Here is a 14,546-nt window from a genome sequence, read left to right as displayed (position 1 = left end):
ATTATCCCCCATTCACGACGCACCAACCGAGCCGCCATGAACGAAATCGATCACGACACCCTTGCCATCGAGGCCGCCGCGTTCCGGCGCCTGCGCCAGCACCTGATGCAGGACCGCCCGGACGTGCAGAACATCGATCTGATGATCCTGGCCGGCTTCTGCCGCAACTGCCTGGCCGACTGGTACCGCGAGGCCGCCGAGTCGCGCGGCATCGGCATGACCCGCGACGAAGCGCGCGAGGCGGTCTATGGCCAGCCCTTCGCGCAATGGAAGGCGCAGCACCAGGCCGAGGCCACCCCGGAGCAGTTGGCCGCGTTCGAGGCCGCGCAGCGCGCGCATCCGCGATGACCGGGGCCGCCTCCCGTATCAATCTGGCCAGCGACAACGTGGTCGGCGCCAGCGCCCAGGTGCTGGATGCGATCGTGCGCGCCAACGCCGACGCCGAACCCTCCTACGGCGCCGACCGCTACTGCGCCCAGGCCGAGGCCGCGCTGGCCGAACTGTTCGAGCGACCGCTACAGGTTTGCCTGACCGCCACCGGCACCGCCGCCAACGCGTTGGCGCTGGCCGCGCTGTGTCCGCCCTGGGGCGCGGTGCTATGCCACGCCGAAAGCCACATCCTCGAAGACGAGTGCGGCGCGCCCGAGTTCTACAGCGGCGGCGCCAAGCTGATCGGCATACCCGGCGTGGCCGGCAAGATCACCCCCGCCGGCCTGACCGACGCCCTAGCCCGCCTGAGCCCCGGCGTCGCGCGCAGCGTGCAGCCGGCGGCGCTGTCGCTGTCGCAGGTCACCGAGGCCGGCACGCTGTACAGCCTGGACGAGCTGCAGGCGCTGACCGCGCTGGCGCGCCAGCACGGCCTGCGCTGCCACCTGGACGGCTCGCGCTACGCCAACGCGATGGTGGCGCTGGACTGCAGCGCCGCGGCGATGAGCTGGCAGGCCGGCTTCGACGCGATCACGTTCGGCGCGACCAAGAACGGCGCGCTGGCCTGCGAGGCGGTGCTGATGTTCGATCCGGCGCTGGCCGCGTCGCTGCCGTTCCAGCGCAAGCGCGCCGGTCACACCCTGTCCAAGAGCCGCCTGCTCGGCGCGCAGATGGCCGCCTATCTGCAGGACGGGCATTGGCGCGACAACGCCCTGCACGCCAATGCGATGGCGGCGCGCCTGGCCGCGGCGCTGGCCGCCGTGCCCGGCGTGCGCCTGCCCTGGCCGACCCAGGCCAACGAGGTGTTCGCGGTGGTACCGGCGGCGCTGGACGCGCGTTGGCGCGAGGCCGGCATCGTCTGCGCGGGTTGGTCCAGCTGCGGCCTGCCCGAGGGTTTCGCGATCGCCGCCGAGCAGCGTTTCCTGCGCTTTGTGACTAGTTACGCGACCACGCAAGGGCAACTGGCCGCCCTCGAGGGCGTGTAGCGCACCCATCCGCGATGAGTGATACAAAGCAAGCGAGTCGGACTGACTACAAAAATAAACGGACGTGAATTTTCTGGGGGGAAGCATGGAAAGAAGGCATCAAGTTTTTATTTCATCCACATTCTCGGACCTGACAGAAGAGAGGAGTGAGATAATACAGGCGCTGCTTGAGCTTGACTGCTTCCCGGCTGGAATGGAAATGTTTCCGGCCACCAATGAGGCAGCCTGGGAGCTCATTAAGCATGTGATAGATGACTCCGACTACTACTGCTTAGTAGTCGCAGGCAGATATGGCTCAATGGATAGCAGCGGATTGAGTTACACAGAAAAAGAGTATGACTATGCCGTCGCGAGTGGAAAGCCAATAATTTCTTTCTTGCACTCCGATCCCAGCAAAATTTCAGCCGGAAAATGCGACACCGACCAAACTGCGCGCGAGCGTCTATCGAAATTCAGATCGAAAATTGAGGGAAATCACCACTGCAAGTATTGGGCAACACCCGAAGACCTGGGCAGCAAAGTTTCTCGCGCTATGGTTTCTCTGCGAAAGAACCATCCTTCAGATGGCTGGGTGCCCGGGGCTTTTGCTGCTGATGAAGGAACGAGACTGGAATTAGCTGCATATAAAGCTCGAATCTTGGAGCTCGAAGCGGAGCTGGCAAAAATAGCATCGGCTGAAACCACTCAGTCACTGGAAGGTATCGCAGGGGGGGATGATGAATTTGCAGCTAGCGTGGCCTACAGACACAGTGGCGATACCAGTTGGCACGAAGTCACGGTTACATGGGATGAGGTACTGGCTTATGTCGGGCCAACGTTACTGGCGGAGTGCAGTAACGAAGAGCTGATTGAAAAGATTCATTTATGCTTTTATCACGCACTTGAAATCGCGCTACCAGGCTCTGAAATGAGCTTCTCTGATGTTATTGTAACCCACCTTACCATTGACCAGATTAAAGTGCAGTTGCGTGCTTTAGGCCAGATGATTCCCGGGACAAAACGGAGGGCTGTCGCGGACCGAAAAACTTACTGGAAACTTAGCACCATAGGTGAGGCCCGCCTGCTAAGTGTTCAAGCTTTAAAGAAGACTAATCCTCAGCTTTCTTTGCCGGTCAAATAGACTACGTAAGTTTTCTGGGCTGACACCCCTGCGCCAGGTGTGTTCAACGGTAGCCTGTGCATGCTCCATTAGGTTGGCCCATCGGACGCCCGTTGCCAGACGCGTTCGACGTTGGTCATAGTCGTAACCGTTCGCAACCGCGGTATCGGCCAGGGGGAGACGATGGCGCTCAAAGTCTCGCGGCATGCCTTGATGGCGATGTTGGGGTTGCCGGCGGTGGTCTACGCCGGCATCTGCGGCCTGATGTACGCCAAGCAGCGCGATCTGATCTATTACGGCCAGTACACGCGCGTCGATCCGGCCAGCACCGATTTCGTGCTGGAACGCGAGGGCGTGCAGTTGCGCGGCTGGGCGGTGAACCCGGACGCGCCGCGCCCCCTGCTCTACTTCGGCGGCAACGCCGAGCGCATCGAGGCGCGCCGCGACCAGCTCGCACGTTTGTTCCCCGATCGCAGCGTCTATCTGCTCGCCTACCGCGGCTTCGGCGCCAGCGACGGCCAGCCCAGCGAGGCGGCCTTGTTCGGCGACGCGCTGAGCTTCTACGACCGCGTGCGCGCCGCGCATCCGGGCCAGCCCATCGACGTGATCGGTTGCAGCCTGGGCAGCGGCGTGGCCAGCCACGTCGCCTCGCAGCGGCCGGTGGCGCGGCTGGCCCTGGTGACCCCGTTCGACAGCCTGGCCGCGGTCGCGCAGTCGCATTATCCGCTGCTGCCGGTGGGCTGGCTGGTGCGCGACCGTTTCGACTCGGCGCGCTGGCTGGCGGGCTATCGCGGACCGACCCTGGTGCTGCGCGCGGGCCTCGACCAAGTGATCCCGGCCGGCAACACCGACCGCCTGATCGCGGCGCTGGCGACACCGCCCAAAGTGGTCGCGCTGTCCTATGCCGACCACAGCAGCATCGGCGAGCAGCCGGCGTTCGAGCAGGCCTTGCGCGAGTTCTTCGCGGTGGCGGACGCGGCGCGCTAGTTCGCCGGCGCGGGCGCTTCCGGCAGCGGCGACGCAGCCGGTGCGATCGGGCAGCGCTGCATGCCGTCGGGAATAGGCAGCGGGCAGACCTCGCAGCAATTGCGCACCGGCGTCAGGGTCGGCGCCGGCGTGGTCGGCACCATGGTCTTGAGCTTGAGCAGCACGGCCCAGTCCTGGCGATTGAAACTGCAGCCCTGCTCGTGACCGGGGCGGCAGTCCGCGGGCGCGCCGTCGCGGCGCGGCAAGGCCCACAGCAGGCCGCCCGCATTGAGGTTGAGCTCGCGCAGGGTCACGCTCTGCAGCACGTTGCCGCCGATCAGATAGAGCTTGCCGCCGTCGATGCTGGCGGCGATATCGCAGTGCATGTTCAAGGCGCCCTGGTCGCGATCGAGGAAGGCCTTGAGGCCCGCGTACCCGAACGGCGTGGACGAGGCGCGCACGAAGCACAGCAGATCGCCCAGCGCGGGCGCGGTGGTGTCGGGATCGGCGAAGGTGTACGGGCTGCTATCGGGATGCAGGTAGGCGTCGCGTACGTAATCGATGTGGCTGGCCGAGGCGCGGAAGTTGGGCACGCCGGCGCGGTTCATCACGTAGGACACGAACACCGCCGACCAGGGGTTGTCGATCAGGAAGGCGCGGCAGGAGGCGTTGGCGACGCGCATCTGGACCGGATCGGCGGCCGGCGAATAGCCGCATTCGCTGGCGCCGGCGAAACTGCTCATCTGCCACAGCAGGCCGCTGCCCTTCCAATAGTCGGCGACGCGGCGCCAGGCCGGGGTGCTGGCGTCGCGCAGGCGCGAGGTCTCGGCTTCGGCGACGGTGGTGCTGGCCAGGCGGCCGTCGCCGTCGATGAAGGCGCCGAACCACAGCGCGTTCTCCTGGCAGGCGATCGCGGCGATGCGGTTGGCGTAGCTGTCGGGCCCGGCGGTGGGAACGCAGACGCCGCTGGCGTGCGCGGGTATCAGGGCCATGGCCAGCCACAGCGCTATCGTCGCCCACCCTGCCAGCATGCTCCGCTCCATCGGCTATCCCCGATGGAGCGAACGTCGCACAGTCCGTGTGTCGGCCGTTTTCACATCGCCGCGCTCAATGCGCGGCGCAGAACGCGGCGTAGTCGATGTAACCCGGGAAGGCCAGGCCCGGCGCGCACACCGCGCAGCCCGGATCGGGACGCAGGCGGGTTTCGCGAAAGCGCATGCCCAGCGCGTCGAAATGCAGCAGGCGTCCGCGCAGCGGTTCGCCCAAGCCCAGGATCAGCTTGATCGCCTCGGTCGCCTGCAACAGGCCGATCACCCCTGGCAGCACGCCGAGCACGCCGGCCTCGGCGCAGTTGGGCGCGGCTTCCGGCGGCGGCGGCTCCGGGAACAGGCAGCGGTAGCACGGCGCCTGGCCGCGTTGGCGGCCGGCGTCGAACACGCTGGTCTGGCCTTCGAAGCGATGCACGGCGCCGTAGATCAGCGGCTTGCCCAGCTTCACGCAGGCGTCGTTGAGCAGATAGCGCACCGGGAAATTGTCGGCGCCGTCGATGACCACATCGGCGTCGGCGATCAGGCGCTCGACGTTGCCCGAATCGATGCGCTCGGGGAACGCGATCACCTCGATGTGCGGATTCAAGGCGGTCAGCGCGATCCGCGCGGAATCGACCTTGGGGGTGCCGACGCGCGCTTCGGTGTGCAGGATCTGGCGCTGCAGGTTGCTGCGATCGACATGGTCGTCGTCGGCGAGCACCAGCGTGCCGATGCCCGCCGCGGCCAGGTAATACGCGGCCGGCGAACCCAGGCCGCCCGCGCCGACCATGGCCACGCGCGCGGCCAGCAGACGGCGCTGCCCGTCCTCGCCCACTTCCGGCAGACGCAGGTGGCGCGAATAGCGGTCGTAGAAATCGGCCTGCGCATCCGGCGGCGCCAGCGGCAGGCCCTCGGCTATCCAACGCGCGGTGCCGCCGTCGACCGAGGCGACGCGCGTGTAACCGGCCTCTAGCAGCGCCTGCGCGGCCAGCAGCGAACGCGCGCCGGACTGACAGATCAGCAGGACCTCGGCGTCGCGGTCGGCGACGCTGGCGGCGGGGTCGGTTTCCAGCTCGGTGCGGGCCACGCCCAGCGCGTGCTCGGCGCGGCCGGCGGCGCGTTCGTGGGCTTCGCGCACGTCGATCAATACCGCGCCCGCGCGTTGCCGGCGCAAGGCTTCGGCCGGGGTGATGCGTTCGATGCTCATGCCGCGATTATCCGCCTTCGCGGTGGCGCTGTGCGGCGCGGGCGGCGACGCAGCGTTGCGCGCATCAATACGGCAGCACCTCGACCACCGCGCCGGCGGCCAGGCGTTGCGGGCCTTCGCCGATCACGATCAGGGCATTGGAATCGGCGGCCGCGCGCAGGCGGTGCGAGCCGGTGGCGGGATTGGGATCGGCGTACAGGCTGCCGTCCTCGCCCGCGGACAGGCGCGCGCGGATGAACTCGCGGCGCGGGTGGGTCTTGTCGACCGCATCGGCGAGGCGCGCGCGCCAGCGCGGGCGCGGCTCGCTGCGGCCTTGCAGGCCGTCGATCAGCGCGCGTCCGAAGGTCAGATAGGTCGCCATCACCGAGACCGGATTGCCCGGCAGGCCGAGGAAGCGGGCCTGGTCCAGGCTGCCGAACAGCAGCGGCATGCCTGGCTTCATGCGCACCTTCCAGAAATGGGTACGCCCAAACTGCGCCAGCACGGCCGGCACATGGTCCTTTTCGCCGGCCGAGACCGCGCCGCAGGTCAGGATCAGGTCGAAGGCGCAGGCGGCGTCGCGCAGCGCGATCTCGACCTGGCGCGGATCGTCGGGCAGGCGCGGCCAGGCGGTGGGCTCCAGGCCGTCGGCGCGCAGCAAGCCCATCAGCAGGTCGCGATTGCTGTCGTGGATCTGACCCGGTCCCAGCGGCAGTCCGGGTTCGACCAGTTCGTCGCCGGTGGTGAACACCGCCACGGTCGGGCGCCGCGCCACGCGCAGCGAGGGCAGCCCCAGCGAGGCAGCCAGCGACACCCGCGCCGGCGTCAGCGCCTGGCCCGCGTGCAGCACACGGTCGCCCACACGCACGTCTTCGCCGGCGTAGCGCACGTTGGCGCCAGGGACTGTGTCGGCCGGGATGCGCACGCGCTCGCCGTCGAGCCGCACGTTTTCCTTGATCGCGACCGTGTCGGCGCCCGCCGGCAACGCTGCGCCGGTGGTGATGCGCAGGCACTGGCCCGCGTCCAGCGCCGGCGCGAGCGCGGCGCCCGCAAACTGCTCGCCGGCCAGACGCAGGCCGTCGCCCTGCCCGGCCAGATCGGCATGGCGGAAGGCGTAACCATCCATCGCGCTGTTGTCGAACGGCGGCAACGCCAGCGGCGCGTCCACGTCCTGAGCCAGCACGCGGCCGTGGCAGCGCGGCAGGGCCAGGCTTTCGGTGTCGAGGCGGTGCGTGGCCGCGACCTCGGCGACGATGGCCAGCGCTTCGTCGTAGCTCAGACCGGTCGGGAACTCATGCATGGCTTCGATCAATCGCGTGCGGGCGCGACGATCCCGGCCGCGGCCAGATCGTCGTGCGTGTTGAGGTTGCCGAAGCGTAGGCCATCGCAGCGCACGCGCGCCATGCCCAGATCGGTCTGCAGCCGCTGCACCGCGAGGCGGCCCTGCGCGAGCGCCTCGCGCAGCGTCGGGCGCAGGCTGTCCACGTGCCAGAGCGCGAACAAGGGTTGCAGGCCGTCGTCGTCGATCGCGCAGGCGCCGTGCGGGCCGGCGGCCGCGAGGCGCGCGAGCAGATCGTCGGGCGGGTTCAAGGCATCGACCGGCAGTGTGAACAACCAGGGCGTGGCGGTGGCCGCGGCCAGCGCTTCCAGGCCGCCCAGCGGGCCCAGGTCGGGATGCGGGTCGGGGACGGCGCGCAGGCCGTGGGCGGTATAGCGGTCGAGGTCGCGGTTGGCGCTGATCAGGGTCGCGCTGGTTTGGGCTGCGTAGCGCTGGGTGAGATACAGGACTTGCGGCACGCCGTCGCGTTCTAGCCAGGCCTTGTCGAGGCCGCCGAGGCGAGTGGCGCGGCCACCGGCTAGGAGGCCTAGGGTTAGGTCGGAGGGGGCGATAACGTTGGCAGGCTGCGCTCGCATTGGCTTGGGATCGACTCCGAAGACGAACTAGCAGTGCAAGCCCGCAAGCACCGCGCGCTTTTGCTCGTCATTCCCGCGAAGGCGGGCTCCGCTTCACTTCGGCGGAGCCGAACATCCAGTGACTTTAGCGAGCGCTACAAGATGTCGAGTAGTGGCAAAGAACAGCCATGGAATTAGACGCTGCTAGGGAACTAACGACGATCATCGCTGCATGGCGCTAAAGCCACTGGATGTTCGGCTCCGCCGAAGTGAAGCGGAGCCCGCTTTCGCGGGAATGACGACGCTGAGGAGCGGGTATCTACGCTACTACGAGCTATCTCAGTCGAGCGCGCAACACCTGCGCGCCCGCCTCACTTCCCGCGCTTCACATGCCGGATCAAGCGCCGCTTCTTCGCCACCTGCTTCTCGGTCAGCACGTTCTTCTTGCCCTCGTAAGGGTTGGTGCCTTCCTTGAAGATGAAGCGCACCGGCGTGCCGACCAGCTTGAAGCGCTTGCGGAAGAAGTTTTCCAGGTAGCGCTTGTAGCTGTCGGCCAGGGTGCGCAGGCGCGTGCCGTGGACGACGAAGGTGGGCGGATTGCTGGCCGCCGGGTGGGCGTAGCGCAGCTTGGCGACGTGACCGCGCACCACCGGCGGCGGATTGGTCTCGTAGGCGATTTCCAGCGCCTTGGTGACCTCGGCGGTGGCGAACTCGCGGGTCGCCGAGTCGTGGGCGCGGTGCACGGCCTTGAACAGCTCGCGCAGGCCGGAGCCATGCTTGGCGCTGATGCGCACCGCTTCGGCCCAGTCTACGAAGGCGAGCTTGCGCACCAACAGGTTTTCGGTCTGCTGGCGCTGATAGTCGGTCTGGCCGTCCCACTTGTTGACCGCCACCACCAGCGCGCGGCCGGCGTCCAGCGCGTAACCGAGCACGCTGGCGTCCTGGTCGGTCACGCCCTCGCCCGCGTCCAGCATCACCACCGCGACCTGGCACTGCTCGATCGCCTGCAGGGTCTTGATGATGGAGAACTTCTCCACCGCTTCCTCGACGCGCGACTTGCGGCGCAGGCCGGCGGTGTCGATCAGCCGGTACAGGCGGCCGTCGCGTTCCATGTCGATGGCGACCGAATCGCGGGTGGTGCCCGGCACTTCGGAGGCGATCATGCGTTCTTCGCCGAGCAGGCGATTGACCAGGGTCGACTTGCCCACGTTGGGGCGGCCGATGAAGGCCACGCGGATGCGCGAGGGGTCGCTGTCGAGCTCGGCCTGGGTGCCCTCTTCCGGCAGCTTGGCCAGCACTTCCTCGAGCAGGCGGTCGATGCCCTGGCGATGCGCCGAGGACACCGCGACGCGGTCGCTGAAGCCGTAACGGGCGAAATCGTTGAGCGCGGCCTGGACGTCGATGCCGTCGGTCTTGTTGACCACCAGCAAGGTCGGACGCGCGGCCCTGCGCAACCACTTGAGGATGTCGTCGTCCAGGGCCGAGGCGCCTTCGCGGCCATCGACGATGAACAGCACCAGGTCGGCCTCCTCGGCGGCGGCGCGGGCCTGGCGCGCGGTCGCGCCGGCCAGTCCTTCGTCCTCGCCGGCGATGCCGCCGGTGTCGACCACCGCGAACGGGCGCAGGCCCTCGGGGCGGCAGACGCCGTAGTGACGGTCGCGCGTGACGCCGGGCTGGTCGTGGACCAGCGCATCGCGGCTGCGCGTGAGCGCGTTGAACAAGGTGGATTTTCCGACGTTGGGGCGGCCAACGAGGGCAACTAACGGAAGCATGATTTAGAGCCGGGATTTGGGAATCGGGATTCGGGATTCGGAAAAGCACAAGCGCGGAGCCCAGGGGCTCGCGGCCGGATTTCCGAGGGGCATAGCGGTACATAGTGCCAGAGCGGCCGCCCCGGCGTTTTGCCGCGCTGGTAAAGGGCGCGCTTAAAGGCCACAAACGAACGGCCCGGAGCGGCATACGCCGCCCGGGCCCTACCTGACGGTGGGTCGAGCCGAACGGCGCAAACCGCGCCGCTTCGGGATCCGCTCTTGCGAATCCCTACTCCCGAATCCCGAATCCCGGCTTTACTGCAGCTTGAACGCGGTCAGCTCGCCTTCGACGTTCTGCACCACCAGGACGCCGTCGGAGACCACCGGCGCGGCGCGCAGGGCCTTGCCGCCGACGCGCTGACGCGCGGCGAACTCGCCGTTGTCGAGCTTCAGCCAATGCACGTAGCCGTCGAAGTCGCCGACCACGGCGTAATCGCCCTGGATCGCGGCGCCGGTGACGTTGCGACGGGCCAGGCCGGCCTGCTGCCACATCGCGCTGCCGCCGGCCTTGTCCAGGCCGAACACGGTGCCGGTGGGATCGGTGACGACCAGACGGTCGGCGCTGACGCCGATCCGGCCGGCGCCGCCGTGCTCGCTGTTCCACATCGGGCGGCCGCTGGGGCCGTCGATCGCCAGGGTCTGCTTCTTGAAGCTGCTTGCGTACAGCGTGCTGCCTTCCAGCACCGGGGTGCCGTCGATGTCGGCCATGCGGTCCAGCTCGGTGCGGCCTTCCGGCTGCGACACGGCCTGTTCCCACATCGGGCGGCCGTCGGTGGCCGACAGCGCGACCACGGTGCCGTCGTCGTTGCCGACGAAGACGAAGCCCGGGCCCAGCACCGGCGCGTCGTTGCCGCGCAGCGACAGCATCGGCACGTCGCGGGTCCAGAACCAGCGGCGCTCGCCGCTGGCGGCGTCGAACGCGCTCAGGCGGCCGTCGTTGGAACGCACGAACACCAGGCCCATGCCGACGGCGGGCGCGGCGATGACTTCGTTGCCGACCTTGGCGCGCCACTTCTCGGCGCCGCTGGCGGCGTCCAGCGCGATCACGTCGCCTTCCAGGCTGCCGACCACGACCAGGCCTTCGCCTACGCCGGGGCCGCCGGAGAGGCGGATGTCCTTGTCCTTCTTCTTGGCGTCCTCGCCCTGACGCATCGGCAGGTAGTCCCAGATCGACTTGCCGGTCTGCAGGTCGAAGGCGTGCACGCCGCCCTCGATCGCGGCGGCGTAGACGCGGCCGTCGGCGATGGCCGGGCCCTGGCGCACGCCCATGCGGTCCTCGCCCTTGCCGGCATGCGTCGACCACAGCTTGGCGACGTTGGCGGTCGGGGTGATGTCGGTCAGTTCGACCGGCTCGTTGGGCTTGCCGTCGTCCTTCTTGCTACCGCCGAACCAGCCCTTGACGGTGGAGCAGCCGGCCAGCGCGAAAGCGCACATCAGGACGGCGGAAACGCGGACTACGGTGCGGCTGGGGGGCATGGCTGCAACCTTCATCAAGACTTGGCCTCGGGCTTGACCGGGGAACCGCCGGCTTCGGTGAGCTTGAGTTCGAGCAGGCGGCGCTGCGGCGAGGCCACGTCCAGCTTGGTCATCGCCTGCGTATACGCTTCCTGCGCCTTGGCGCGCTGGCCCAGGGCCAGTTGCGCGTCGCCGCGCACCGCGATGGCGGTGGGCGTGGTTGCGTTGGCCAGCAGCTTGAGCGCGGCGTCGGCCTGCTTGGCGTCGATCAACAGACGCGCCAGGCGCAGATTGACGATCTCGGCGATGGCCGGCTCGTCGCTCTGGATCGAGCGCAGGGTCGCGATCGCGGCGTCGCGCTGGTTGGCGACCACCTGCGACTGCGCCAGACGCAGCGCGGCGAGCGTGTGATAGGTGTTCTGGCCCAGCGCCTTGACCTTGGCTTCGGCGCCCTTGTCCTTGGCCTCGATCGCGTCGAGCGCGGCCTGATACTGGTTGGCGATTTGCGCCTGCTGCTGGACCTGATGGTTCTCCCACCACTTCCAACCGCCGATCGCGGCCAAGCCCAGGGCGATGCCGCCGATCAGTCCGGCGCCGTTGCGGCGCAGCCACTCCAGTACGCGTTCGCTTTGTTCGTGTTCGTCAGCCAGATCGTCGATCGCCATCGTTCATCTCGCTCCGCCGACCGGCTGGAGCCCAAAGGAATATAACCGGCCCGCAGTGCGGGCCAGTGAGGGACATGCCGGATTACCGGGGCATGCGCAGACCCGCGTCGCGGGTCAGTCGGAGACCGGCGCGAGGGAACCGTCAGAGGATAGCGTAAAGCGCGCGACGTTCGCGCGGCTGAACGGCGCCAGATCGACGGGTTGGCCCGCCTGCTGCACTTCGACCGCGGACGAGTTGCCCAGCACCACGCGCGCGACTTCGCCGGCGGCGTAGCTGCGGCGTTCGCCGGCGCCTAGCAGGCCCTGTTCCAGGGTGCTGCCGTCGGTCGCGTAGACCTGCACCCAGCTGTCGCCGGTGAAGTTCAGCGACAAGGCGGTCTGCGCTTGCGCCGCCGGCGCGGCCGGCAGCGGCGCCATCGAGGCGATCAGCGGGGTGCGCTGGGCCGCGGCGGCGGGTTCGGTGGAGGGCGTGGCGCCGGCGCTCAGCGCGCTGGCCGGCACGTCCAGCGACTGCACGGCCAGGTTGCTGTCCAGGTGCGGACGCGTGGCCAGCCAGACCGGCACCGCGATCGCGGCGGTCAGCACGATGTAGATCGCGCGGCGGGTGGCCTGTTCGAACACGCGGCGGTAGCGCGGCGTGTGGGTGTGGCTGACCAGCTGCGACGGCGCCAGTTGGGCGACGGCGACGCGGTCGAGTTCGGGTTCCAGATCGACCCCGAGCAGGCGCGCATAGCTGCGCAGTTGGCCGCGCACGAACACCGGCGCGCCGATGCGCGACAGGTCGTCCTCTTCCAGCGCCTGCACCACGCGGGTCGGCATCTTGAGGCGCGCGGACACGTCCGCGTGCGACAGACCGGCCCGTTCGCGGGCGAGTTTCAGGCGCGCGCCACAGCTACCCCCGCCGTCAGGCGCGACTTCGTTAGAAAGCATCATCGCTTACCGTCATCCCCTGTCCCGGAGCCCTGCGCGTCAGGGAACTCCGCCCGTAGACGCTGAACGTATCTTGCGGCGGCAGCCGTGTCGCCGAGTTTTTGTTCGATTTGTGACGCAAGCACCAGCGCGTCCGGATCCGCCGGGGCGGCAGCCAGCCTGCGTTCAGAAAAAGCCCGGGCCTCGAAGGCATTGCCCTGCTGCAGCTCGATCCGCGCCAGGCCGCCCAGGGCCAGCGCGTTGTTGGCGTCCAGCGCCAGCGCGGTACGCAGGTCGCGCTCGGCGCGCTGGGTCTGGCCGGCGGTGGCGGCGCAGCTGCCGGCATTGGCCAGCGCCGCGGTCGGGGTGGCGTAGGCGCTGTCGGCCAGGGCGCGGTCGAACCAGCTCAGCGATTCGGCGGCGTGGCCGCTGGCGCACAGCCAGGCGCCGTAGTTGTTGAGGAAAGCGCCGCGCTCGGGCGCGAGATCGACCGCCTTTTTGTAGTGCTGCCCTGCCCCGGCCATGTCGCCACGGCGTTCGGCGACCGCGCCCAGGATGGTGATGGCGTCGACCGAGCGCGGGTCGGCCTTGAGCGCGGTGCGGGCGTCGCGCTCGGCGCCGTCGAGGTCGCCGTTGCGCAGCGCGGCCTGGGCCAGCTGGACCCGGGTGCGCGCCGAGGAAGCGTCCTTGGTGCGCTTGTCGTCGCGCACCGCGTAGTCGGGCCCGGTGTGCTCGTACTTGGCCTTATCGAAGTTCGGCCGCACGAAGGTCAGGCGCTTGCAGCCGGACAGCGAGATCGCGGCGAGCGCGATCAGCGCCGCCAACAGCGGCCACTTGACCCACAGCGGACGTCCTTCAAGCCGCATCGCCCAGCCCTTGAGATTCGAGTTTCTTGCGGAATTCGGCCTGACGCCGGGTCCGGTCCATGACCTGGCCCTTGAGCTGGCCGCAGGCCGCGTCGATGTCGTCACCGCGGGTGCGGCGCACCGGCGCGATCATGCCGGCGTCGTTGAGCAGCTTCTGGAAGCTGCGGATCGCGGCGTCGTCCGGGCGCTCGAAGCGCGTGCCCGGGAACGGATTGAACGGGATCAGGTTGACCTTGGCGGCGTCCTTCATCTGCACCGCGTTGTCGAACTGACGCAGCAGACGCAGCAGCTGACGCGCGTGCTGGGGCTGGTCGTTGACGCCCTTCATCAGGGTGTACTCGAAGGTCACCGAGGTGCCGCGCTTGCGCAGCGCGTAACGCACGCAGGCTTCCATCAACTGCGCGATCGGGTACTTCTTGTTGAGCGGGACCAGTTCGCTGCGCAACTCGTCGTTGGCCGCGTGCAGCGAGACCGCCAGCGAGACGTCGCTGACTTCGCCCAGCTTGTCGATCATCGGCACCATGCCGGCGGTGGACAGGGTCACGCGCTTGTTGGCCAGGCCGTAGCCCAGGTCGTCGCGCATGATGCTCATGGCGCGCACGACGTTGTCGAAATTCGCCAGCGGCTCGCCCATGCCCATCATCACCACGTTGGTGAGCTTGCGCTGCTGATGCGGGACGTTGCCCAGATGGCGCGCCGCCACCCAGACCTGGCCGATGATCTCGGCGGTCGACAGGTTGCGGTTGAAGCCCTGGGTGGCGGTGGAGCAGAACTGGCAGTTCAGGGCGCAGCCGACCTGCGAGGACACGCACAGGGTGCCGCGGCCTTTGTCGGGGATGAACACCGTTTCGATCGCGTTCTTGGGGTCCATGCCCAGCAGCCACTTGTGGGTGCCGTCGGTCGAGGCCTTGTCGAACACGACTTGCGGCACGCGCACCTGCGCATGCTGCTCGAGCTTGGCGCGCAGCGCCTTGCCCAGGTCGGTCATGTCGTTGAAATCGGTGACGTAGCGGTGGTGGATCCACTTCATCACCTGGTGCGCGCGGAAGCGCTTCTCGCCCAGGGTCTGCTCGAAGAAATCTTCCAGCGACACGCGGTCGAGATCGAACAGATTGGTCTTGCTCGGATCGACGGCGACGTAGCCGGGCGTGGCCGGCTGCGCCGCCGCGATCGCGACGTCGTTGGCGAGGGCTTGCGCGCTCACGGGCGTTGCCGCCGCCGGCGCGTCGCCGGCGTGCGGAAGATCGTTCGTGTTG

The 14,546-nt window shown here is 68.3% G+C and carries 14 protein-coding genes; 4 read left to right on the top strand and 10 right to left on the bottom strand.

Annotation, left to right across the window (positions count from 1 at the left end):
* The first annotated feature begins 36 nt into the window (after window positions 1-36).
* From ASE35_RS05200 to ASE35_RS05190, 4 genes are all read left to right on the top strand, one after another.
* Window positions 37-348 carry a DUF1244 domain-containing protein gene (locus ASE35_RS05200; RefSeq protein WP_056174666.1) on the top strand — a complete coding sequence of 104 codons (312 nt, stop codon included), beginning with the start codon at window positions 37-39 and terminating at the stop codon, window positions 346-348.
* Window positions 345-1,412 (top strand): beta-eliminating lyase-related protein, encoded by a 1,068-nt coding sequence (locus ASE35_RS05195; protein ID WP_200956989.1) that lies wholly within the window; start codon window positions 345-347, stop codon window positions 1,410-1,412. Before ASE35_RS05200 ends, ASE35_RS05195 begins: the two co-directional genes overlap by 4 nt.
* Before the next feature lie 64 nt (window positions 1,413-1,476).
* On the top strand, window positions 1,477-2,532 hold the full coding sequence (locus tag ASE35_RS20595) for a DUF4062 domain-containing protein (protein ID WP_157489265.1): 1,056 nt from the start codon (window positions 1,477-1,479) through the stop codon (window positions 2,530-2,532).
* A gap of 162 nt (window positions 2,533-2,694) precedes the next feature.
* Complete coding sequence (locus ASE35_RS05190) at window positions 2,695-3,498, top strand: alpha/beta fold hydrolase (protein ID WP_057163136.1); 804 nt, start codon at window positions 2,695-2,697, stop codon at window positions 3,496-3,498.
* Here ASE35_RS05190 and ASE35_RS05185 read toward each other — a convergent pair.
* The 10 genes from ASE35_RS05185 to rlmN form a co-directional block, all read right to left on the bottom strand.
* On the bottom strand, window positions 3,495-4,508 hold the full coding sequence (locus ASE35_RS05185) for a DUF2272 domain-containing protein (RefSeq protein ID WP_162259020.1): 1,014 nt from the start codon (window positions 4,506-4,508) through the stop codon (window positions 3,495-3,497). The genes ASE35_RS05190 and ASE35_RS05185 overlap by 4 nt on opposite strands.
* 76 nt (window positions 4,509-4,584) lie before the next feature.
* Window positions 4,585-5,712: a molybdopterin-synthase adenylyltransferase MoeB gene (gene moeB / locus ASE35_RS05180; RefSeq protein ID WP_057163134.1), complete on the bottom strand. Its 1,128-nt coding sequence runs from the start codon at window positions 5,710-5,712 to the stop codon at window positions 4,585-4,587.
* A 64-nt stretch (window positions 5,713-5,776) separates the two neighbouring features.
* Window positions 5,777-6,991, bottom strand: a complete 1,215-nt coding sequence (gene glp, locus ASE35_RS05175) for a gephyrin-like molybdotransferase Glp (protein WP_057163428.1) — start codon at window positions 6,989-6,991, stop codon at window positions 5,777-5,779.
* A gap of 8 nt (window positions 6,992-6,999) precedes the next feature.
* Window positions 7,000-7,605: an NTP transferase domain-containing protein gene (locus tag ASE35_RS05170; protein WP_057163133.1), complete on the bottom strand. Its 606-nt coding sequence runs from the start codon at window positions 7,603-7,605 to the stop codon at window positions 7,000-7,002.
* A gap of 350 nt (window positions 7,606-7,955) precedes the next feature.
* Window positions 7,956-9,356, bottom strand: a complete 1,401-nt coding sequence (gene der, locus ASE35_RS05165) for a ribosome biogenesis GTPase Der (RefSeq protein WP_057163132.1) — start codon at window positions 9,354-9,356, stop codon at window positions 7,956-7,958.
* A 294-nt stretch (window positions 9,357-9,650) separates the two neighbouring features.
* Entirely contained in the window at window positions 9,651-10,871 is a 1,221-nt protein-coding gene (gene bamB / locus ASE35_RS05160) for an outer membrane protein assembly factor BamB (protein WP_056176591.1), read from the bottom strand.
* A gap of 14 nt (window positions 10,872-10,885) precedes the next feature.
* Window positions 10,886-11,515, bottom strand: a complete 630-nt coding sequence (locus ASE35_RS05155; RefSeq protein WP_056174655.1) for a tetratricopeptide repeat protein — start codon at window positions 11,513-11,515, stop codon at window positions 10,886-10,888.
* Between the two features lie 114 nt (window positions 11,516-11,629).
* Window positions 11,630-12,445: a RodZ domain-containing protein gene (locus tag ASE35_RS05150; protein WP_157489328.1), complete on the bottom strand. Its 816-nt coding sequence runs from the start codon at window positions 12,443-12,445 to the stop codon at window positions 11,630-11,632.
* A complete protein-coding gene (gene pilW, locus ASE35_RS05145; RefSeq protein ID WP_057159270.1) occupies window positions 12,445-13,290 on the bottom strand; it encodes a type IV pilus biogenesis/stability protein PilW in 846 nt (281 codons plus the stop codon). Before pilW ends, ASE35_RS05150 begins: the two co-directional genes overlap by 1 nt.
* Window positions 13,280-14,461, bottom strand: a complete 1,182-nt coding sequence (rlmN, locus tag ASE35_RS05140) for a 23S rRNA (adenine(2503)-C(2))-methyltransferase RlmN (protein ID WP_056176589.1) — start codon at window positions 14,459-14,461, stop codon at window positions 13,280-13,282. Before rlmN ends, pilW begins: the two co-directional genes overlap by 11 nt.
* Window positions 14,462-14,546: the final 85 nt, after the last annotated feature.

It is taken from the genome of Lysobacter sp. Root916 (assembly GCF_001429785.1).
GTDB lineage: Bacteria > Pseudomonadota > Gammaproteobacteria > Xanthomonadales > Xanthomonadaceae > Lysobacter.
The sequence above is the reverse complement of the archived record's forward strand: the minus strand, read 5'-3'. Positions and strand labels throughout refer to the sequence as shown.